This is a genomic window from Bacillus sp. SSR7 (genome assembly GCF_055902415.1).
On sequence record NZ_JBVVXV010000005.1, the window covers coordinates 161,797 to 182,332 of the forward strand.

Annotated in this window: 17 protein-coding genes and 1 riboswitch; of the genes, 13 read left to right on the forward strand and 4 right to left on the reverse strand. The window is 36.5% G+C overall.

Annotated elements, in window-relative coordinates; genetic code table 11:
* Positions 1–103 precede the first annotated feature (103 nt).
* On the forward strand, positions 104–7,576 hold the full coding sequence (locus AC0NJG_RS12220) for a DUF7507 domain-containing protein (protein ID WP_474063101.1): 7,473 nt from the start codon (positions 104–106) through the stop codon (positions 7,574–7,576).
* Between the two features lie 47 nt (positions 7,577–7,623).
* On the opposite strand, the gene AC0NJG_RS12225 is transcribed toward AC0NJG_RS12220, so the two are convergent.
* Positions 7,624–8,181 (reverse strand): CatB-related O-acetyltransferase, encoded by a 558-nt coding sequence (locus AC0NJG_RS12225; RefSeq protein ID WP_087995638.1) that lies wholly within the window; start codon positions 8,179–8,181, stop codon positions 7,624–7,626.
* Between the two features lie 110 nt (positions 8,182–8,291).
* Between AC0NJG_RS12225 and AC0NJG_RS12230 the strand changes: the two genes are divergently transcribed.
* The 3 genes from AC0NJG_RS12230 to AC0NJG_RS12240 all read left to right on the forward strand — a co-directional run bounded on the left by AC0NJG_RS12230 (position 8,292) and on the right by AC0NJG_RS12240 (position 9,732).
* Positions 8,292–8,633 carry an ASCH domain-containing protein gene (locus AC0NJG_RS12230; RefSeq protein WP_087954674.1) on the forward strand — a complete coding sequence of 114 codons (342 nt, stop codon included), beginning with the start codon at positions 8,292–8,294 and terminating at the stop codon, positions 8,631–8,633.
* Entirely contained in the window at positions 8,630–9,025 is a 396-nt protein-coding gene (locus AC0NJG_RS12235; RefSeq protein WP_087954675.1) for an NUDIX hydrolase, read from the forward strand. Before AC0NJG_RS12230 ends, AC0NJG_RS12235 begins: the two co-directional genes overlap by 4 nt.
* 86 nt (positions 9,026–9,111) lie before the next feature.
* On the forward strand, positions 9,112–9,732 hold the full coding sequence (locus AC0NJG_RS12240) for an acetate uptake transporter (protein ID WP_000070938.1): 621 nt from the start codon (positions 9,112–9,114) through the stop codon (positions 9,730–9,732).
* A 40-nt stretch (positions 9,733–9,772) separates the two neighbouring features.
* On the opposite strand, the gene AC0NJG_RS12245 is transcribed toward AC0NJG_RS12240, so the two are convergent.
* Positions 9,773–10,870: a phosphodiester glycosidase family protein gene (locus AC0NJG_RS12245; RefSeq protein ID WP_061183480.1), complete on the reverse strand. Its 1,098-nt coding sequence runs from the start codon at positions 10,868–10,870 to the stop codon at positions 9,773–9,775.
* Between the two features lie 274 nt (positions 10,871–11,144).
* On the opposite strand from AC0NJG_RS12245, the gene AC0NJG_RS12250 reads away from it, so the two are divergent.
* From AC0NJG_RS12250 to AC0NJG_RS12270, 5 genes are all read left to right on the forward strand, one after another.
* Positions 11,145–11,588, forward strand: coding sequence for a flavodoxin (locus AC0NJG_RS12250; RefSeq protein ID WP_001062754.1), 444 nt, complete (start codon positions 11,145–11,147; stop codon positions 11,586–11,588).
* A 16-nt stretch (positions 11,589–11,604) separates the two neighbouring features.
* On the forward strand, positions 11,605–12,504 hold the full coding sequence (locus AC0NJG_RS12255; protein WP_061183438.1) for a WD40/YVTN/BNR-like repeat-containing protein: 900 nt from the start codon (positions 11,605–11,607) through the stop codon (positions 12,502–12,504).
* A gap of 215 nt (positions 12,505–12,719) precedes the next feature.
* Entirely contained in the window at positions 12,720–12,920 is a 201-nt protein-coding gene (gene cspB, locus AC0NJG_RS12260; RefSeq protein ID WP_001179150.1) for a cold shock-like protein CspB, read from the forward strand.
* 189 nt (positions 12,921–13,109) lie between these two features.
* The gene (locus AC0NJG_RS12265) at positions 13,110–13,955 is read left to right on the forward strand and encodes an exonuclease (RefSeq protein WP_087954676.1); all 846 of its coding nucleotides are present in this window, start codon (positions 13,110–13,112) and stop codon (positions 13,953–13,955) included.
* Positions 13,956–14,295: 340 nt separating this feature from the next.
* Entirely contained in the window at positions 14,296–14,643 is a 348-nt protein-coding gene (locus AC0NJG_RS12270) for a hypothetical protein (RefSeq protein WP_140421243.1), read from the forward strand.
* Between the two features lie 280 nt (positions 14,644–14,923).
* On the opposite strand, the gene AC0NJG_RS12275 is transcribed toward AC0NJG_RS12270, so the two are convergent.
* Both AC0NJG_RS12275 and AC0NJG_RS12280 read right to left on the reverse strand, forming a co-directional pair.
* Positions 14,924–16,015, reverse strand: coding sequence for a DUF3900 domain-containing protein (locus AC0NJG_RS12275; RefSeq protein WP_000345047.1), 1,092 nt, complete (start codon positions 16,013–16,015; stop codon positions 14,924–14,926).
* Positions 16,016–16,132: 117 nt separating this feature from the next.
* Positions 16,133–16,459 (reverse strand): hypothetical protein, encoded by a 327-nt coding sequence (locus AC0NJG_RS12280; protein ID WP_140168630.1) that lies wholly within the window; start codon positions 16,457–16,459, stop codon positions 16,133–16,135.
* A gap of 376 nt (positions 16,460–16,835) precedes the next feature.
* On the opposite strand from AC0NJG_RS12280, the gene AC0NJG_RS12285 reads away from it, so the two are divergent.
* The 4 genes from AC0NJG_RS12285 (at position 16,836) to AC0NJG_RS12300 (ending at position 20,504) form a co-directional block, all read left to right on the forward strand.
* The gene (locus tag AC0NJG_RS12285; protein ID WP_000488987.1) at positions 16,836–17,747 is read left to right on the forward strand and encodes a VanW family protein; all 912 of its coding nucleotides are present in this window, start codon (positions 16,836–16,838) and stop codon (positions 17,745–17,747) included.
* Positions 17,748–18,075: 328 nt separating this feature from the next.
* Positions 18,076–18,182, forward strand: a riboswitch (SAM riboswitch).
* A 69-nt stretch (positions 18,183–18,251) separates the two neighbouring features.
* A complete protein-coding gene (locus AC0NJG_RS12290) occupies positions 18,252–18,920 on the forward strand; it encodes an amino acid ABC transporter permease (RefSeq protein WP_087954679.1) in 669 nt (222 codons plus the stop codon).
* 19 nt (positions 18,921–18,939) lie between these two features.
* Positions 18,940–19,701, forward strand: a complete 762-nt coding sequence (locus tag AC0NJG_RS12295; RefSeq protein WP_173602117.1) for an amino acid ABC transporter ATP-binding protein — start codon at positions 18,940–18,942, stop codon at positions 19,699–19,701.
* An 11-nt stretch (positions 19,702–19,712) separates the two neighbouring features.
* On the forward strand, positions 19,713–20,504 hold the full coding sequence (locus tag AC0NJG_RS12300; RefSeq protein ID WP_087954681.1) for an amino acid ABC transporter substrate-binding protein: 792 nt from the start codon (positions 19,713–19,715) through the stop codon (positions 20,502–20,504).
* The last annotated feature ends 32 nt before the right edge of the window (positions 20,505–20,536 follow it).

Below are 20,536 nucleotides of genomic sequence, written 5' to 3' on the forward strand. Positions count from 1 at the left end.
CCTCTCACATGTGCGGAATTTTGTTGGACAACGTACATTGTATAGTTTGTCTACATTTTATAGTATAGAGCACTTTTTACTATAAATGAAATGAGATGATTGTGTGCCTTTTATGAATCGCTTTACGACAACAGTAACTGGTGCCGTCACGTTCACTGGGAACACGTTAGGACTAAGTCCGACATCACCTGCACCAGGTAATAACTTTGGTACGATTGATGTATTCACAACGGTGAATACATCACTTCAAGTACCTGGATTCCCAGCAGGAACGACGAATGATTGGCCATTAAATTCTTCAAGTGCAATTTTGAATCTTCCAGCAGGAAGTAGCGTCTTATACGCAGAACTTGTGTGGGCTGGCACATACCGGACTGATACGGAGGATGTTACTGCGTTTTTAAATGATGATATCACCTTTACAACACCAGTGGGAACATTTTCTGTTGCACCAGACCCAGCAACTGCGCAGCAAGGTTCAGTAGGGAAGCAGTTTTATTATAGTCGCTCTGCTAATGTAACGAACCTTGTTAGTGCGGCTGGGGCCGGCACATATACAACAGGTGCTGTGCCTGCAGCAAGAACATCAGCTGATTCAACAATTAGTCGTTCAGTTGGCTGGACGCTTGAGGTAGTTTATCAAAATGCGAGTTTACCACTAAGGAATTTATCAGTTTATGCAGGACAAGAAATTATTGAGGCTTCATCTCCGCCAGTTGATGCTACTATTTCAGGATTTGCTACTCCAGCTACAGGAGTTGTTACAGGAAGAGTGCTCGTAACTGTTCAAGAGGGAGATTCCAACATTTCTGGAGATCAACTTCGCTTTGGACCAAACCCAAATGCTACAGTTGCATTATTCGGACCGAGAAATCCGGCAAATAATTTCTTTCAATCTCAAATTTGTAATGACTTTGGGGAATTAGATACAACCGGAACGTTTGGAGATTTGAATCAGCCATTAGGGATAGCTTTGGCTGTTCGAAGACAAGGGTGGGATATTACAAACGTAGATGCTTCATCATCATTAGTAAATAATCAAACGTCAGCAACCGTTCGGTTCGTTACAAATGGTGATGGTTATGCAGCGGCTGGTTTTGGTGTTCAAATTGATGCGACGGGACCGATTATAAATCCTGTCAAATCTGTTGATAAAGCAGTTGCAGGTATAGGAGATATTCTCACTTATACGATTACAGTTCCGAATACAGGAACAGGAAGTGCGGACAACGTTGTATTACAAGATAGTATTCCGAACGGCACAACATTTATAGCTGGTAGTGTAACGGTAGGTGGAGTAACACAGCCGAGTGCAAACCCTGCTAATGGAATTAATTTAGGAACAATCCCAAATAACACGCAAAGAATTGTTACATTTCAAGTTCGAATAACATCATTCCCGAACCCAAATCCTATTCCAAATCGCGCAATGGCGTCCTATCAATTCCGTCCTTTCGTCGGTAGTCCACCTATTACAAGTACGTCTTCTTCAAATACAGTACAAACGACAGTGAATCAAGCAACTATAAGTATGCAAAAATCTGTAGATTTACAGACAGCAACACTTAATGATGTATTAACATACACGGTTAATGTGACGAATAATGGAAATGTTACTGCAAACAATGTTATTTTTGTTGATAGTATCCCTGCTGGCACAACATTTGTTCCAAATAGTGTTACGGTAAATGGGATAGCACGTCCAGGAGCAAATCCAGCAAGTAGTATTAATCTAGGAAGTATTAATGCATCGCAAACGACTGTAGTGCGCTTTCAAGTTCGAGTAACATCAAACCCTCTTGTCAATCCAATTCCAAACCGTGCGAGTGTAACATTTAACTTTACTCCAGTGCCTGGTCAACAACCAGTTTCAGGGCAAGCGACAAGTAATACTGTAGTTACTACAATTAATATAGCTGATATAACAACGAGAAAAACAGTGGATAAAGCTTTTGCAACGGTTAACGACGTTCTTACGTACACGGTAACAATTCAAAATACAGGAAATGTACTTGCGACGAATGTTATTTTTCAAGATCCAATCCCAACTGGAACGACTTTTATCACAAATAGTGTAACTGTAGATGGAATTTCGCAACCTGGGGCAAATCCGGCAACTGGGTTTACAGTTGCTAACATATCTCCAGGTGGGACTAGGACAGTTACATTTCAAGTACGAGTAACTTCTACGCCATCAGGAGGTACGATTGCGAATCGCGGAAATATATCTGCTAATTTCGTCGTTATTCCGAATCAGCCTCCAATAACAATTAATAGACAAACGAATACAGTTGTGACACAAGTGAATACAGGCGGTTTAAATGTAATAAAAGAAGTGAATACAACGCAAGCGGCAGTAGGGGACACTTTAACGTACACGATTGCCGTTCAAAATACAGGAAACGTTCCGCTAACAAATGTGTTATTCCAAGACACTATTTCTTCAGCTGTTTCTTTCGTTGCAAATTCTGTAACAATTAATGGAGTACCACAAAGTGGATTGAATCCGAATACAGGATTTTCTCTTCCAAATATTCCTGCGGCTCAAACGGTTGTAGTCACATTTGAAGTAGTAATTGTACAGGATCCAGGAGATGAAGATATTTTAAACCGCGCGAATGTCACAGCAAGTTTTCAAGTGAATCCGAGTGAACCACCAGTTACGATTACTATTCCGAGTAACCTAGTGAATACAACTGTACAATCAGGGAATTTTGAAGTTGTGAAAGCAGTAAATACGGATGTTGCAACCGTAGGGGATATTTTAGTATATACAATCGAAATCATAAATGCAGGTAGTGTACCAGCTACAAATGTATTTTTCCAAGATTCAATTCCACAAGGGACATTATTTATTGAAAATAGTGTATTGGTTAATGGGGTTTTACAAGAGGGGGCAGATCCAGGACTAGGATTCCCATTAAATGATTTACCTACTGGCGCGAGTGTAATTGTTTCATTTGAAGTGTTAATTGATGAAATTCCTCAAGGAAACAATGTTGTAAATAGTGCGAATGTAACTGGAGATTTCCTTCTAAATCCAACAGAGCCACCAATTACTGTGACGGTTCCAAGTAATACTGTTATGACAGTTGTGAATTCCTCAGGACTAAATGTAATGAAGAGTGTAAGCGCTACTGAAGCAGGTGTAGGAGATACACTAACATATACAGTTGCTATACAAAATAGTGGAACGGTAGTAGCGACAAATGTATCGTTCCTTGATCCGATTCCAGTTGGAACCACTTTTGTAGCGAATAGTGTAACAATAAACGGGACACCTCAACCAGGTTTAAACCCGACAACTGGATTTCCACTTGCTAATATTCCAGTAGGAGGTATGGTGACGGTCACTTTTCAAGTGACAATCACGAGTGTACCACCAAATAGGGCGCTTCCGAATAATGCAAATGTCACTGCCGACTTTCAAGTAAGTCCGTTGCAGCCACCAATTACAATCGTAACAATTAGTAATACCGTTGTGACACGAGTGAATGTAGGATCAATTAATGTAATAAAAAGTGTAAATACACCACAAGCAGGAGTAGGAGATACGTTAACGTATACGATTCTTATTCAAAATACAGGAACTGTTCCTGCAACAAATATTATTTTTCAAGATCCAATCCCATCTGGAGCTACATTTGTAGCGAATAGTGTAACGATCAATGGAGTTGTTCAGCAAGGTGCGAATCCTATAGCAGGTTTTCCTGTTACAAATATTCCAGTTGGGCAAACTGCTACAATTACGTTCCAAGTGACAGTGACAAGCGTTCCGACTGGTGGAAATATAAGAAATCAATCGAATGTTACTGCAAGTTTCCTTATAAATCCGGCAGGACCTCCTATAACGACTACTACAAATAGTAATTTTGTAGTGACACAAGTAAATACAGCGAGACTAACTATACAAAAATCTTCATCTGTACAACAAGCAGCACTTGGAGAAACTTACACGTATTCTGTTGTCATTCGAAATAACGGTACAGTAACAGCAACGAATGTCTCATTCCTTGATCCAATTGCTCCAGAAACAACATTTGTAGCAAATAGTGTAACGATAAATGGAACGCCACAACCTGGATTAGACCCAAATGTTGGTTTCCCGCTTCCTAATATTGCAGCTGGAACATCATTGACAGTAACGTTCCAAGTTACGGTAGTTGCACCGTCTACACGTGGAGCAGTATTAAATACAGCATCTGCTACAGCCACTTTCATATTAAATCCTTTACAACCACCTGTAACAACAACAAATCCAAGTAATACAACGGTAGTTACAATACCGTTACCTCCTCCTGGTGAAGTAACAGCGACAAAAACAGTTGATGTTGCAACTGGGGCTGTTGGAGATGTATTAACGTATACCGTGCTCATTTCAAACGTAGGAATTATCCCTGTTACAGATGTATTCTTCCAAGATGTCATTCCAGAAGGGACGACGTTTGTTGATAACAGTGTAACGATAGGTGGAATACAGCAACCTGGTTTAAATCCAGAAATAGGCTTTACAGTTAGTCCATTATTAAATGCTGGAGCGAGTATTTCTGTGACGTTCCAAGTGACCATTACGGAAATTCCTGATAATGAAGTCATATTAAATGATGCTGACGTTACATTTACTTCACAACCGAATCCGCAGGAGCCACCGATTACGCAAACGATATTAACGAATTTAGTCGTTACGACAATTAATATTGCTTCAATTTTTCCAGTGAAAATAGTAGATAAAGAGGCAGCGACGGTTGGGGAAATATTAACTTACGATGTACTAATTTTTAACTTTGGAACAGTGCCGGCAACGAATGTTCAATTTCTTGATTCTAGTACGAGTGGTGTAGCATTTGTTCCAGGAAGTGTGAGTATAAACGGAGTGCCAGAACCAGGATTAGATCCGTTCATAGGCTTTACAGTTCCAGATATACCTGTAGGTGATTTTGTACTTGTCACATACCAAGAGATGGTAACGAGCATACCTCAAGGTGGAACAGTTGTTAACTTTGTGGATGTTACAGCGACATTTGCTGTAAGTGAGACAGAGCCGCCTATTACTGAGACAACGACAAGTAACACGACATTAACAGAAATAAATGAATCTGGTTTGAATGTTTTAAAATCAGTAAGTCAACCAATCGTTGCAGTAGGCGATACAATCACATATACAACAGTCGTTCAAAATACGGGAACAGTGATAGCGACGAATGTTCAATATAGTGATGTATTACCATCCTCTATAACATTCGTACCAAATAGTGTAACGATAAACGGTGTGTTACAGCCTGGATTAGACCCTAATACTGGCTTCTCACTTCCGGATATAACTCCAGGTGAAAGTGTAGAAGTCACATTCCAAGTAACAGTTGTTAGCGTTCCGTCAAACGGAACAATTGCAAATACGGCAAATGTTACTGGAAGCTTTATTTTAGTACCAGGAGAGCCACCAGTTATAGTAAATCAGCCAAGTAATACAACACTCACAACTGTAAATAGAGGACGCTTTAATGTTATTAAACAAGTAAATAGAGCCGCTACTCTAGTGGGAGATATATTGACGTATACAGTACAAATAACGAATACAGGAACAGTAACAGCTAACAATGTTCAGTTTACTGATACGATTTCAACAGGTGCGTCATTTGTAGCAAATAGTGTAACGATAAATGGAGCCCCGCAACCAAACTTAAATCCGATTACTGGATTTGGAGTTGGAGATATCCCAGTTGGTGAAACAGTTATAGTGACGTTTCAAGCGACAGTTACAAGCATACCGTCATCAGGAACAATTACGAACGTTGCAAATATAACAGGAAGCTTTACTTTAGTGCCAGGAGAGCCACCAGTTATAGTAAATCAGCCAAGTAATACGACAATAACGAGGGTGAATAGAGGGCGCTTCAATATAATAAAAACAGTAAATAAACAAGCAACGCGATTAGGAGATACGTTAACGTATAGTGTGCAAGTTACAAATACGGGAACGGTAACAGCGACGAATGTTCAGTTTGTTGACGTCCCATCACCTAGTTTAGAATTCGTTCCTGGAAGTGTACAAATAAATGGAATTCCGCAAGTAGGCTTAGATCCATTTGTAGGCTTTTTATTACCGAATCTTGCAGTAGGAGATAGCGTATTAATTACATTTGAAGTAAATGTAATCGCGGTTCCACCTTCTAGTAGCATTATGAATACAGCGAGAGTAACGGGTGATTTCGAATTGATTCCAGGAGAACCTCCGTTTACAATTACGAATACAAGTAATACGACAGTCACACCAGTAAATAGAGGCAGTTTAGATATGCTGAAAGAAGTAGATCATTCAATTGTTGGAGTAGGGGAAACGGTAACGTATACTGTTCGTATATTGAATACTGGTACTGCTGATGCAATGAATGTTCAATTTATCGATGTACTATCTCCAGAGGCTGTTTTTGTACCAAATAGTGTAACAATTAATGGAGTTCCGCAGCCAGGGGTAAATCCACAGGCCGGATTTACGATACCAGATATTCCAGTTGGTGAGACCGCACTTGTAACATATAAAGCTACGATTACAAGTTTTCCAGATGGTGGTACAGTAGTGAACGTTGCGGGGGCGTTAGCAGAATATAATTTAGTACCAGGAGAGCCACCAGTTACAGTGATGGATACGAGCAATACAGTTATAGTAACGGTAAATACTGCAATTTTATTTGTTGCAAAAGGAGCAAACTTTGAAGTAGCAATGGTAGGAGATGTTGTCACTTACGGAATTGCTGTTATAAATGATAGTACAGTTCCAGTAACGAATATTGTTTTAACAGACATCATTGATCCAAATACGTTATTTATAAATGGCACGGTAACGGTAAATGATGTACCTCTTCCGTTTGCTAATCCGAATACCGGTATTCCGTTAGGTGATTTTCAGCCAAATGATGCGGCAATTATAAATTTCCAAGTTGTAATAACAGGAGGACAAATAAATAATTTAGTTACAAATACTGCTATAGCAAATGGGCTCGCAATTGTAAATCCGAATGAGCCGCCAGTAGTAGTTGAAGGTGATAGCAATACAGTTGTTATCCCGTTTATATCTCAAAATGTCTCAACAACAGTCGTAAAAACGGCAGATTTACAGGTAGCAACAATAGGTGATGTTATTACGTTTACGACAGTTATTACAAATACGGGCGATACTGTCATGCAAACTATTCGTTTTCAAGATATGTTAGATAGTAGTGTCCGATTTGTCCTTGGAAGTGTAACGGTTGATAATACGCCAGTGCCAAATGTAGATCCAGTATCAGGATTTCTTATAGGAAATTTAAATCCAGGTGAAGCACGGACGGTTTCGTTCCAAGTAGTAGTTCAGAGCGCGCCAAGTGGTTCAGGAAATTATATTAATCAAGCGAGTATTCGTTTCGAACATCAAGTAGGTACAGTATTGCCACCTGTTACACAAATAGTAGAAAGTAACATAGTTGTCATTCCATTCGTTCCAACAATTGAACAAATTTGCGAAACGAATTTTAATTGCTTAGGGAAAATTCCTTTTCAATGTTCTCCGTGTGATCACTTGCAAATAAAGAAAAAATAAATGCAGAAAGAGCATCCTGTAAGAGAAGGATGCTCTTTCTGCATTAATCATGTAGGGTCTTTTTCGGGCGAGGTGAAAAATTCGTCGATTTTGTCGGAGAGTAGTAATGGAATGGCTCCTTTTATAACAGAAATGTCCCAGTCCCACCATGCGAGATTCTCTAGTTTGTCAATTGTTTCTTGCGGGAAACGATATCGAATAAATTTTGCTGGATTACCAGCCACAATTGCATATGGAGGGACGTCTTTTGTAACAACACTTTTTGCACCAATAATGGCACCGTTACCAATTGTAACACCAGATAAAATGCAGGATTGATAACCGATCCATACATCATTACCAACTACGATATCACCTTTTGAAGAAGGGTGACCAGTAATATGTGCTCCTTCATCAAAAAGTGCATTAAATGGGTAAGTTGTTATCCAGTCCGCGCGATGTTCTCCGCCAAGTATGAAAATAACGTTTTCTCCTAATGAACAAAACTTACCTATTTTTAATTTCGTCTCATCATTCCAAGAAAAAATAGTTGGACCTACTTTACTATAAGTATAATCACCGATATCATACTTACTATATTCAGGTTTTTGATTTAAATATAACATGATTCTTCAACCTTCTTTCTCAATCAAGCAATAAGCGTGGAATATTATATGCAAGGTGTAGTAAGGTGACCAGTGTTAATAGGTAAAATGAATAAATGGGAGTGGAATGTATGAGATATGAAATGGGATTATATACTAAACCTTTTCAGTCAATTCAATCAGGAAAAAAAGTGTATGAAGTGCGCTTATATGATAAAAAACGTCAACTAATAAACAAAGGCGATGAAATTGTATTTACGAATCTTACGACAAAACAAATGATGACGGTAAAAGTAACGGAAATAAAGCGATACGAGAGCTTTAAAGCTATGTACGAACAAATTGATAAAAAATTATTGGATTGTGAAAATGATAGTTTAGAGGAAATGTTAGAAAATACATATGAAATATATACGAAAGAACAAGAAAAAAATTGGGGAACAGTTGCGATTGGTATTGAGGTAATAAAATGATAAGAAATCGCGGTGTGGCGATCATTGTGCAGGAAGGAAAAATCGCTCTTATAAAACGTATTCGAGAAGGGGAAACATATTATGTTTTTCCGGGCGGAGGAATTGAAGAAGGAGAAACACCTGAAGAAGCAACGAAGCGGGAAGCTTATGAAGAGTTAGGTGTACATATAAAAGTGGGGCATCTGATTACGGAGGTCGAGTTGAAAGGGACGGAGTATTATTTTAATGCCCATATTATAGGTGGGGTTTTCGGTAGTGGTAAAGCTAAAGAATTCGAACTGAAAGATAGAGGGAGTTATATTCCTTTATGGTTGCCGATATACGAGTTGGAAAAAGTGAATATAAAACCGTATGAAGTGGTTGGAAATATATTCAATCATTATAAAATATAAGGTCTGACAACATACAAAAAAAACCATTGACATAGTCTTCTGATTTAAGTATTGTATTCGAGTATGTTTATAATCAGGAGGTTTATATGAGCAATCAAACAACTACACATCATGTAAAAATGACAACAGCAGATCCATCTGGAATTGGTCTATTTGGATTAGCGATGGTAACACTTGTAGCATCATCTCAAAAGTTAGGCTTAACAGATGGTGTTTCACTCGTATTACCGTGGGCAATCTTTTTAGGAGGATTTGCACAAATCTTTGCTTGCATTCACGATGCAAAGCATAACAATACATTCGGTACAACAGCTTTCGGTGCTTATGGCCTATTTTGGCTAGGCGTTGGAATGACTTGGTTAATTCAACTTGGAGTATTTGGCGAAAAATTAGCACAAGCTGCAGATTCAAAACAGCTTGGTGTAGCCTTTATCGGATATTTGATTTTCACAATCTTTATGACAATTGGTGCAATGGAAACACATAAAGTATTATTTATGATTTTCGTCCTTATTGATTTCTTATTTATTGGTCTTTCATTAAGTACTTTAGGTGTTATGCCGCATGCAATGCATAATTTAGCAGCATATTCTGAACTTCTTATTTCATTATTATCTTTCTATGGTTCAGCAGCAGCAGTGTTAAACACACACTTTGGAAAAGTTGTTTTACCAGTTGGAAAGCCGTTTGGTATTTTTAAAAAGTAATAAAAAAGCACAGATGATTGTATAGTCATCTGTGCTTTTTTTATTTGTTGGTAGCTATAGCGGTCGTATTTGTTAATGCAGAAATTTTTTGAGAGCTCGCAGAATTACCGTCTATTGTTACATGAACTTGTTGCTTAGGGTTCGCTGTAACTACCCATGCGTTTGGTAAATAGCGTGATTTATGAGATAAGGTGGAAGGGATATTTAAAATATCTCCCATTGCATATAATGTTGCGGATGATCCCCCGTCCATTGCCATCGCATTGACAGCACCTTTTTCATAAAGAATATCTTGACAATCTCTCAAGGAAGCACCAATGCTGTGAGGTTGTCTACCATCAATGACGAAAAACATAATCGAGCCATCTTTTTTCTGAGCCATAATGCTTCGAGGACCATATCCCCAACCACCATCATTTGTAATCATTTTTTCTCCATTTACAATTAGCTGAGGCATAAATCCAGCAGCGGAAACAACATTTTTATTTAACAATTGGCTAGCAGAAAATTCCCCAGAAACCATTTGTCCATATTTTGTAAGTCCACTGATGAGAGTAGGGGTATTAATATCTTTCGGCGTGTTTATAACTTTACCGTTTTCAATAACAATACCGATTCCGGTTTTACCACCACCATGCCCGGTTTCATCCCAAAAACCACTGGCATTGACAGCGGCAACTGCATGGTTTCGCTTTGCCATTACGTATATTTTTTCTCCGACGTCTTTACCTTCTGAACCTTGCTGGGTAACAAGTTTTACGTTGAATGGATTACTAATTGTCATTAATTTCCCTTCGAAAAAATGATCATTATATTTTTTCTTTATTGTTTCAATAGAAACATCTAGTGGCAAATCTTTTTGTCTTTCTAACTCTTTTTTTGAAAGTTTAGAAGTTAAAAATTCACTATTTTTCCATTTTGGATTTGTGATGGATTGAGAAATATCATTTAATTCTTTATCAGACAATAACGTGAATTTTGCATATTGTGGATGCTGAGAAGTTAAAATGCTCTCGGCTGCGATAACACGTAAATTATGACCGTATGAAGTACCGAATAAAATAATAGCAGCTCCTATTAGTAGGAATATTGTTAAAAGGGAGATGGCTTTTAAAAATCTAATAAAATACTTTCTCATCATAAGGACTCCTCTTTCTGTAAAGTGAACAGTTGAATAATGATTGAGCATGATACACACACATTTTTATTTGAAATAAGTAATGTGAAATGATGATAATACAATAAGGTTTGAAGAGAGATTTGGCAATAGTTGAATATGAATGTAGATGTTTAAAATGAAATATAAATAGTCAGATGTGAAATGTAAATAGAAGAAAAAAATAATTGAAATTGATTCTCATTATTAATATAATGAGAATGATAATCATTTATTGTTAGAGGGGGATGCCAAAGTGGCAAAAATTTTAATAGCTTATGCAAGTATGTCAGGAAATACAGAGAGTATTGCTGATTTAATTAAAGTTAGTTTAGATGCCTTTGATCATGAAGTAGTATTGCAAGAAATGGAAGGCATGGATGCTGAAGAATTATTAGCTTATGATGGAATCATTTTAGGGTCTTATACGTGGGGAGATGGGGAATTACCATTTGAAGCGGAAGATTTCCATGATGACTTAGAAAATATAGATTTATCAGGGAAGAAAGCAGCGGTATTCGGATCAGGTGATACGGCGTATGAACTGTTTTGTGAAGCGGTAACGATATTTGAAGAACGCCTTGTAGAGCGTGGTGCAGAGCTTGTACAAGAAGGATTGAAAATTGAACTAGCTCCAGAAGATGAAGAGGATGTTGAAAAGTGCAGTAATTTTGCAATTGCATTTGCTGAGAAGTTCTAAGAATGGGAGTGTCAACGTGGAGACAATGTTAAGTGCGACCGCTATTACAAAGTTAAGAGATGGAAAGCTTATGTTAGCTACTACATATAATGGCTTATTTATTGAACAAGACGGAGAATGGAAACCGATATTAAATGGTTTTCAAAAACGAATTAGGGATTTACATAGCGAAGGTAATGTAGTGTATGGTGTAGGCGACGAAGGAATTTTTATTCGTAGTATGAATGGTGGAGAGAACTGGACGGTTCAGCGTTTTCCAACAAAAGCAACGAGTTGGAATGTGTGTAGTAATGTACAAGGAACTGTCATTGCCCATGGAGATAAAACATTGTATCATTCTAATGATTTTGGTTCGACATGGGAAACCATTCATCCATTTCTTGAGTATGGTGGTGGGGCACCGTCTATTCGATCGTTATTTTTATACAAACATTACTTATTTATCGGTACGAAAATACATGCTAAATATGGTGGTGTTTGGCTCTTTAATTTGGAGACACGTAAATTAAAGAGGATTAAAATTGTGATGAATCAGATGATTTCAGCGTTGAATTTACACAATTCTTATTTAGTAGCAGCAAGTGGATCATGCAAGGGGATTAGCGGTAATATTTCTTTTTGTAAAATAGATGAAAGTATAGAGAGTGAAAAAACATATTGGCACACATGTCAAAGTGAGCAGAAAGCAAGTAGCTATTTAGACTTAAGTGTAGATCAACATGTGCTATATACAACGTCAACGCAAAATAAGGCGGGGATTAGTACGGTTTGTCGTGTACTTTTAGAAGAAGGAATTGTTACAGTATGTGACTCAGTTAAAGGGCATGGTTGGCGCATCGTGAACGAAAAAGAAGGCTATGTTGTAGCTGGGTCAGGTGAATCAAAAGCAATGCAATGGAAGAAAAAAATAGTATAGTAAAAAAACTTTGCTTTTATTATATTGATATGATATATTATATTTAAACCATTTTACTTTTAATAATATAGAGATTTAAATGAGCTGTAACTTCCGAGGAGGATAGCAATGTTAAATCTCCTCAGAGTTGCAGTTTTTTTAATGTCTGACTTATTTTTGTAAAGTGGTTGAAAATGAATATGTACATATAGGTACATTGTAGGAGGATTTTTTAAATGCAAAACGGTAAAGTAAAATGGTTTAACTCAGAAAAAGGTTTCGGATTCATCGAAGTTGAAGGCGGAGAAGACGTATTCGTTCATTTCTCAGCTATCCAAGGCGAAGGCTTCAAAACTTTAGAAGAAGGTCAAGAAGTTACTTTCGAAGTAGAACAAGGTAACCGTGGACCTCAAGCTACTAACGTTAACAAGAAGTAATTACGGAAAAAAGAAGGGCTTGCCCTTCTTTTTTTTTGCATTTTTATTGAATACCCTCCTATGTACATAGCATAATGAGATTGAATTTTCGTTTTTTAGACGAAGTATTACATGCATAAAGTGTATGAATAAATAAATACTGAAAATAAAGTATGTGTGTGAAAAGGAATGTAGAAAGAGGTAAAAAAATTGGAAAACGCTACACATTTTATTGTGTTTGATATAGAGAGAAATTTTAGGCCGTATAAATCAGAAGATCCGTCAGAGATAGTTGATATTGGAGCTGTAAAAATAGAAGTAAGTACAATGAAGATAATTGGAGAATTTTCGGAGTTAGTAAAACCGGGGGCACGACTTACTCGTCATACGACAAAATTAACGGGAATTACAAAGAAAGATTTAATGGGTGTAGAGAAATTTCCGCAAATTATAGAGAAATTTATTCAGTTTATCGGAGAAGATTCTATATTTGTTACATGGGGAAAAGAAGATTATCGGTTTCTATCTCATGATTGTACGTTACATAGTGTAGAATGTCCACGTATGGACAAAGAAAGAAGAATGGATTTGCAAAAATTTGTTTTCCAAGCGTATGAAGACTTATTTGAGCATACACCAAGTTTACAATCTGCAGTAGAACAACTCGGTTTAACATGGGAAGGAAAGCAGCACCGTGCTTTAGCGGATGCTGAGAATACAGCGAACATACTTCTTAAAGCATATAGCGAGAGAGATATTACTAAAAGGTATAAAAGGCATGGTGAACTTGAACTTGTAGAGAATGGAAAACTAACAGAAAAAGCGAAAAAAAAGATGCGAAAATGGGTATTTAAAGAAATGAGAAAAAATACAGAGCGTCCTTTCGTTTGGAGTACATTTGAAAGTAGTGACACGTGGGAAAGTATAACGGAAAGATATTATATAAGTGAACCTACAATAGAACTTCTGAAAAAACATTTTCGTACGGCCGTTAGAAAAGCGGAAAGGCAGATTAGGTATTTGGCTGAGATGGAGAAGAATGTAGAGGTTAAATGACATTCTTCTCTATTTCTAGCTAAATAAATTTACTGTCATTGTATTGATGGATGAATAAAGTATTCATATAAATAGGAATTGATTTGTTGTGATTTGTTCATTGTAATTAGTTTGAAAATTAAGGTGTATTAAGGATTTATAATATATTATTAGAATAAGGATAGAGTTAAATAGAAGCAATCTTTAACATTGTAACAGTTTTAGTTTTTACTGTTATTATAACTTCTTCTCATAGAAAAGAAGAAAAATTGAAAAACGCTTAATACATCTTTAACTCGTGTTGTATTAAAGATTAAAATTAGAGAGCAAGATAAGAATTTTATAATAGGGGTGTGTGACATTGATAGACTTGGATATTAAAGATGTCAACGTACAGATGGAATTAAACGGAGTCTTTTGGAATGAGGATGGAGTTGCTGAAATGACAGTGACTACAACAGAAGAGCATTCACTTCTTCTCCGTCTAGTAGTTGACTTAGAAAGTAAAACAATTAAGGCGACAAGTGCTGCAATAGTGAATGGATGCTGCCCTCTGTGCAAACAAAAAAGGGATGAATGTAGTGACCTTAATGACTTACAAAACAAAATGGATATTTTAGAAGAAGCTTATGATTGGGTGAGAGAGCATCCAGAATATCGTTTTCAATTATCTTTCTACGAGTACAATAAATTTGAGATAGTGAAGTGACATTTTCACTTGAACAACATACATAGTGACTAGAAGGACTCGGTCAACTAGAAATATTGAAGCAGATACTTTTAATGGAAATGGGCTTGTACAACAAGGATGCGATATACTTAATACTGCAACAAATGTCCTCTTGAATCAAAAATAAGCATATTTTGTTATAAAGCAGAAAAACCGATTCTACTAAGAATCGGTTTTTCTGCTTTATAACTGTCAACTGTGTTCCAAATAAAAGAGAGCTTATTAAAAGTGCTCCGTAAAAATAGGGATATAGAATGGTTTATTCAATCCCGTTCGGATCATAAGAATACTGTTGCTTATTCTCAATCCGCTCAATCACATCTTGCAACTCGTCTGGCTTCAGGAATTCAATAGGAGAGAAGCCTTTCTCAAACGTAAGTGTATCAGCCTCAATCATTAATACGTATCGATCATTTACCTTTGCGATATGTATTTGATCTCCGAAATCAGCAAGCAGGGCCTTTACAGAGATATGATCTGCTTTTAGCTTTAATTCTACTTCAGGCGCGTGCTCGACGATTTGAGCGGTAGCTTCCATTACTTCTTCGGTTGAAAATTGTTCCATAATTTCGCGTTTCGGACTGGCAGCCCATACTTCCATCGCTTGGTCGAACTGTTCGCGCTCTTCCGTACCTTCTTCAAATACATCTTCAATTTGGTCGTATACCATGTCCATTACTTGTGTTTTCATAATTTCAGGCATAGAGCGTTCGTATTCGACGAATTTTAAGAAGTCTTCAAAGTAACGGGCGTGTGATGCTTGGTGAATTTTTAGCTCGCCCACTTCGACCATACCTTCTTCAGGCATGTACGGATATTGAATAGATTTCATATTTTTTGTTGTGATGGCCATTTCAACGTTACGAATCAGTGTGGATTCATCGGAAATGGAAGCGACTTTCGGCTCGAAGTCACATTTCATAACGAAAACGAATGGATCATCAAAGTATTTTCGTAGTTTTGCTTGCGCAATTAAAAATACACCACCGCGTACAGCACTTGTGTCAAGATATGTATAAACGAGAGGTTCGCTCATATCTTTGAAGTTTTCCTTCGTTTCTGCAAAGCGGATGCGATTAAATAAGTTGTAATGAGGGTTTGAATCAAGTTCGTGCCCTTCTTCTACAATAAAGCGACCGATCTTTGTCGGAGCTTGTTCTGTTTTCGCATGACGTTCTACTTTTCTCTTTGAAATTTTTAATAATTCTCCATTCAAAAATTCTTTTAAGGAGCTATCTTCATACTCTTCAGCGTCTAATGTTTGAAAATGTTTGTAGCGTTTATCAACAGCTTCACCTTTTCCTTCTACTTGTACAACATAAAAGGAAAGATAATTTATTTCAAAATCCATATTTATCACCTTGTTTCATTTCATTAACTCTTATCAGTATAGAGATGGAAAAAACTTTCGTCAATTTATATAAGGAAGGGGGAAGCCCCCTTCCTTATATATTTTTTATTTCCGAAATTAAAATCCGTCTTCTAATGCTGAAAATGGAATGTTCAGTCTGTTTTCTACTGTACGTAAACGTTGGTTTAAGCGGTTTAATCTACGTGTATTACGCTCAACCGTGTTTTCTAATTGACGTACTCTTTGTTCCAGCTCATTTACTCGTCTTTCTAACTGACGGTTTCCAGTACCAGGAAAAGAGATTGGAAGTTGGAATTGTCGAGTTTGATCATATGGATTAACTTGTTCTGTTGGATCTATATATTGTTGGTATTGTGCCTGTAAATCATAATGAGGCTGATAACCATTTTGGTTATATGGATCGTATGGATTGTAGGGGTACATAAAAACATCCTCCATTTCTTTAAAATAGGTTAATTCACCATAATGTATGTGTAAAAGCGGAGTGTGGCACGGCAAATACCTATTTATGTTCACAGGATGTTTTTTATAAATACGAATATGGAGTTTTACATTTGAATTTCGTTCGTTTTATGGTATATACTGGATAATAGGGGGAGGTTACATAAAAGTTACAATTCTATCAAACTCAAACTTTTATGTAAATATGTATAGACATTTGGAAAAGAAAAGAGTAATTTATATAGAGTAAAAAATAACTTGTAACAATTTATAAATATATTGTAAAATGATTGTAACAAAACATACATAAAAATGAAATAATACATAAAAGTAGTATTGGGGAAAAGGGGAGAGTATATTGTTCCGTAAAGTAAAGGGTATATTAGTTGGGGTTTTATGTGTAGCTGTAGTGAGTGGCTGTGGTACAAAAGTAAGTGATGTTGCATTAGTAAGTGATATTGGTGGCCACACGGTAGAGGCTAAAGCAGAAGTACAGGATTCTATTAGTTTAGTAGATGGTCGTACAGGTACGGAAGTGAAAAAGCTAGATTTGTCGAGTCTAGGTTATTTTGAAGATGAAGCGAAATTTAAAAAATCAGTTGAGAAGGTTGCTAGGGAAGTTGGGAAAAATGTTGACAAAAAGATGGTCCCTTCACGTCTAGGACCTGATGGAAGTTGGCAAGAAGGAAAACCTTCTTATGAATTAATGGAAAAAGAATTAGTAAATAAATTATTAAACGTAGGTATGTGGGATTCTTCCTATCAATTACCTATTGTTGAGAAAAAACCTACCGCTACATTAAGTGATGCGCAAGGAAGTGGCACGGTAATTGGTAGATATGAAACGAATTTAGGTGGCTCAACAGGTGGACGTATTGAAAATATTCGTTTATCAGCAGCGAGTATAAATGGAGTTGTATTAGCGAAAGGGGACAGTTTCTCTTTCAATGCATTAATTGGTGATACAACACCGGATAAAGGATATCAATTAGGAAAAGAAATTGTAGATGGTAAGTTAGTAGATGGATATGGCGGTGGTGTTTGTCAAACATCATCAACATTATACAATGCAGCAGATCAAGCTGGTTTGAAAATGGTAGAGAGAACAACACATTCTAAAACGGTAGGTTACGTTCCACAAGGAAGAGATGCTACAATTGCATATCCATACTTAGATTTAGTGTTTGAAAACACGAATGATGCACCTGTGAAACTTTATATGGGTATTCAGGGCGGAAAGTTAGTTGCTGAAGTACATAAAATGCGATAAGAATAATAATCTAGAAAAAGCCATTATTTCTATTAACAATAGAAATAATGGCTTTTTCTGTGTAGTTTATTCAGTATTAGTGATACATTTCAAGACTAGGTGAATGTGAGGAACAAGATGTTCGGGAATTTATCCCGCTTTAATGGGCAGTAAGACCCCCACCTCAAAATTCAGCGAAAGAAAAGAAGTTAGGTGGGGGATGAAGAAAACTCCCACTGATTAAAGTTTCACATTATCGAATTTAATTCTTAGTTTTCCTATTGACATTATGAATGATTAACTGTATTCTTCATAATAACAACTTAATAAATGGAAAAATTTATTAGTTTTCTTATCAAGAGAGATGGAGGGACTGGCCCGATGAAATCTCAGCAACAGGCTATAAAAGTACTGTGCTAAGTCCAGCAAACGTATGAAGCGTTTGGAAGATGAGGGGAAATGGATTAACATTCAACTCTTCTTATATGTGTAAGAAGAGTTTTTTATTTAGAGAGGGGGGATAGAGTGAAGTTTGATGTAACGTATTTTTTAGAAAGTTTTCCGCAATTATTTAAGTATGTATACATAACTTTAGGAATTACTGTAGTTTCAATGATTATTTCTTTTGTTATAGGGATAGGTTTGGCGATCATAACGAAAAACAAAACGAAATTTTTATATTCTATTGCAAGAGTATATATATCTTTCTTTAGAGGAACACCTTTATTAGTTCAATTGTTCGTGTTGTATTTCGGATTGCCGCAAATATTCCCAACCTTTACAGTACTTACAGCGATGCAAGCGACTTTAATTGGTCTCAGTTTAAATAATGCAGCGTATTTGTCAGAAATTATTCGGGGTTCATTAAATGCTGTGGAATCAGGACAAATGGATGCTTGTTTATCAGTTGGAATGACAAAGGCGCAAGCTATGCAACAGATTATCTTTCCACAAGCTATTCGTGTTGCAGTACCATCACTTGGAAATAATTTTGTTGGATTGTTAAAAGAATCTTCGTTATCCTTTGCACTTGGGGTGGCTGAAATTTTAGCGCAAGCGAAAATGTTAGCGGCACAATCGTATCGTTATATGGAAAGTTACTTAGCAGTAGCGATTGTATATTGGATTATTACAATTGTAATTAGCTGGGGGCAGAAAAGGTTAGAAAAGAAACTTGATGCACCATACTTGTAATAGAAATGAGGTGATATGTGTGATTGAGGTAAGAGATTTGTATAAGTCTTACAAACAAAATGAAGTACTAAAAGGAATCTCACTTACTGTCGGTAAAGGGGAGGTAGTAGTCATTATTGGACCTTCTGGTTCAGGTAAATCGACACTATTAAGATGTTTAAATTTATTAGAACACCCAGAGGATGGAAGTATTAGAATTGAAGATTTAGAGATTCATGCGAAGAAGCTTTATAAAAAGGAAATAATAAAATTACGCCAAAAAACAGCAATGGTTTTTCAAAACTATAATTTATTTAAAAATAAAACATCATTGCAAAATATTACAACTCCATTAACAGTTGTACAGAAAAAAAGTGAAGAAGAAGCAAAAAAAATAGCAAGAGAAATATTAAAACAAGTAGGTTTAGCTGAAAAAGAAAATTTCTACCCAACGATGTTATCAGGTGGGCAACAACAAAGAATAGGTATTGCTAGGGCAATGGCCTTAAATCCCGCTGTATTATTGTTTGATGAACCGACTTCTGCACTTGATCCAGAATTAGTGAACGAGGTATTGCAAGTCATTAAGGATTTGGCAAGGCAGCATGTAACGATGGTTATTGTCACACATGAAATGAATTTCGCAAAAGAAGTAGCAGACCATATTATATTTATGGCTGATGGCATTATTGTAGAGCAGGGAACACCGGAAGAAATTTTTCGGAATCCACAAAATGAGCGTACGAAAAAGTTTTTACGACAATTGAATGCTTCAGAAGAAGGCAATCATTTCGTTATTTAGGAGGAAAAATTATGAGGAAAACATCATTATTACTAACATTGGCATTAACAGTATCGTTTGGGCTTTTATCTGCTTGTGATTCAGATACAGCGAGCAAAAAAACAGATGAAAAAGTAGTGAAAGTTGGGACGTCTGCAGGGCGTAGTCCATTTATTTTTAAAGAGGGTGAGAAAGTAAAAGGTTTTGATGCTGAAATTATTGAAGCAGCTGCTAAAAAAGCTGGATATAAAGTTGAATGGAATGTTTCTGATTTTGAAGGATTATTCGGTTTATTAGACTCAGATCGTATTGATACAATTGCGAATGAATTATCCGTTTCTCCGGAAAGAAAAAAGAAATATGATTTTTCAATCCCATATGTATATTCGGGATCTGTTTTCGCAGTGAAGAAGGATAATAATACAATTAAATCACTAGAAGATCTAAAAGGAAAGACTGTAGGCGTTGGGCTTGGTACAGCCGGGGAACAAGAATTAAAAGCTTTAAATAAAAATAATGCTTTTACAATTAAAACGTTCTCAGAAGATCCAACAGCAGAATTGAATGAAGTAGGACTTGGTCGTGTAGATGCTTACTATAATGATAAAGTACAAGTAGAAACAACAATTAAAAAGGCAGATTTAGATAATGTGAAAGTAGGATTTGGTCCACTTAAATGGGGAGAGATTGCATTTCCATTTGCCAAAAAGAGCGAAAAGTTAGAAGATATAAATAAAGCGTTGAAAGAATTAGAACAAGATGGGACATTAAGCGAAATATCAAAAAAATGGCTGAAAGTTGATGCTACAAAAAAACAAAATTAATGTATGTTCGTTGAATGTGGCTATTGTCCATC

What these genes read in the sequence shown, in the direction of transcription:
- AC0NJG_RS12225 (WP_087995638.1), bottom strand. Translation starts at nt 8,181, where the DNA reads ATGTTATATTTAAATCAAAAACCTGAATATAGTAAGTATGATATCGGT.
- AC0NJG_RS12230 (WP_087954674.1), top strand. Translation starts at nt 8,292, where the DNA reads ATGAGATATGAAATGGGATTATATACTAAACCTTTTCAGTCAATTCAA.
- AC0NJG_RS12235 (WP_087954675.1), top strand. Translation starts at nt 8,630, where the DNA reads ATGATAAGAAATCGCGGTGTGGCGATCATTGTGCAGGAAGGAAAAATC.
- AC0NJG_RS12240 (WP_000070938.1), top strand. Translation starts at nt 9,112, where the DNA reads ATGAGCAATCAAACAACTACACATCATGTAAAAATGACAACAGCAGAT.
- AC0NJG_RS12245 (WP_061183480.1), bottom strand. Translation starts at nt 10,870, where the DNA reads ATGAGAAAGTATTTTATTAGATTTTTAAAAGCCATCTCCCTTTTAACA.
- cspB (WP_001179150.1), top strand. Translation starts at nt 12,720, where the DNA reads ATGCAAAACGGTAAAGTAAAATGGTTTAACTCAGAAAAAGGTTTCGGA.
- AC0NJG_RS12275 (WP_000345047.1), bottom strand. Translation starts at nt 16,015, where the DNA reads ATGGATTTTGAAATAAATTATCTTTCCTTTTATGTTGTACAAGTAGAA.
- AC0NJG_RS12280 (WP_140168630.1), bottom strand. Translation starts at nt 16,459, where the DNA reads ATGTACCCCTACAATCCATACGATCCATATAACCAAAATGGTTATCAG.
- AC0NJG_RS12300 (WP_087954681.1), top strand. Translation starts at nt 19,713, where the DNA reads ATGAGGAAAACATCATTATTACTAACATTGGCATTAACAGTATCGTTT.